The organism is Fibrobacter sp. UWH5 (assembly GCF_900142505.1).
Classification (GTDB): Bacteria; Fibrobacterota; Fibrobacteria; order Fibrobacterales; family Fibrobacteraceae; genus Fibrobacter.
This window is the reverse complement of sequence record NZ_FRBB01000058.1, coordinates 1-1016: the sequence shown is the minus strand read 5'-3', so window position 1 is coordinate 1016 and position 1016 is coordinate 1. Positions and strand designations below refer to the sequence as shown.

Annotated in this window: 1 protein-coding gene; it reads left to right on the top strand. The window is 45.2% G+C overall.

Annotation, left to right across the window (positions count from 1 at the left end; translation table 11 throughout):
* Positions 1 to 171: 171 nt before the first annotated feature.
* Positions 172 to 1016 (top strand): PD-(D/E)XK nuclease family transposase (locus tag BUB38_RS15700; RefSeq protein ID WP_073161662.1); only part of this gene is annotated, 845 nt, incomplete at its 3' end.

Sequence of the window (1016 nt, the reverse complement as noted above, 5' to 3'; positions counted from 1 at the left end):
TATACCCTTCAAAAGATACATCTTTTGCGAAGTCCTTGTCAAGAAGGCTATTTGCCTTTTCTTCATCGATGGTTTTGTAAATTTATCTGCACTTTTGTAAAATTTTTCGAAAAACCGCATTCAAATTTCCCAAACTTACGTGTTAGCCATAGAACCCTAAAAAGGAATTCTATGAATAAAACGAAAAGAAATATTCGCAAGGTTGCCATCCCGGCAGAATTCATCGGCCAGTTCTATCTGGATCCAAGATACGATACCGCGTTCAAGGAACTCTTTGACGACAAGAACGCTCTTAAGAACTTTCTCAATGGAGCACTAAATCTCAAAGGGAAGGACCGTATCCGGAAAATTACCTACACCTTTGACAAATCCCTTAAGCTGCAGCCATCGGACAAGAAAAAGGTCGTCTTGGACATCTTCGTAACCACAGGTACGGGCCGGTTTATTGACATCGAAATGCAGAAGGCTGAACATGATTACTTCATCGACCGTGCCGTACTATACAAGGCTGCACTGACTACAAAGGGCAAACGGGAAATGGACCGTTCCAAGGAATTCCTTTCCCTCCCGAAAAAGGAACGGGAAAAGCGTCGCTACGAGCTGCCGGAATCCGTAGCCATTTGGATCTGCGATTTCGAATTGCCCGGAATCAAGAATGACAATGAAAGATACGTGGACGAATGGTTCCTCTGTAGCAGCCTCAGCCTGGCCCAAGGTGCCCCAGTTTCCATCTTCCCCAAAAATAAGTATATTATCATTAGCCTGCCAAATTTCAAGAAAACCGCAGAAGAGGTCAAGAATTCGCTGGAAGCCTGGCTCTTCTTGCTGAAACACGCCAACGAAGGCAAGGAACTCCCGACCTTTGGCAACCCAACCATCAAGGATGCCCTCGACCGCATCCGAGTAAACAACGCAACGGAGGATATGTTCATGTCTCAACTCAGTGAAAAGAAAAGACAAGATGAATACAATACCCGCCTTGCCAGCGCAGTACTTAAAGCGGAAGCTGCTGCAAA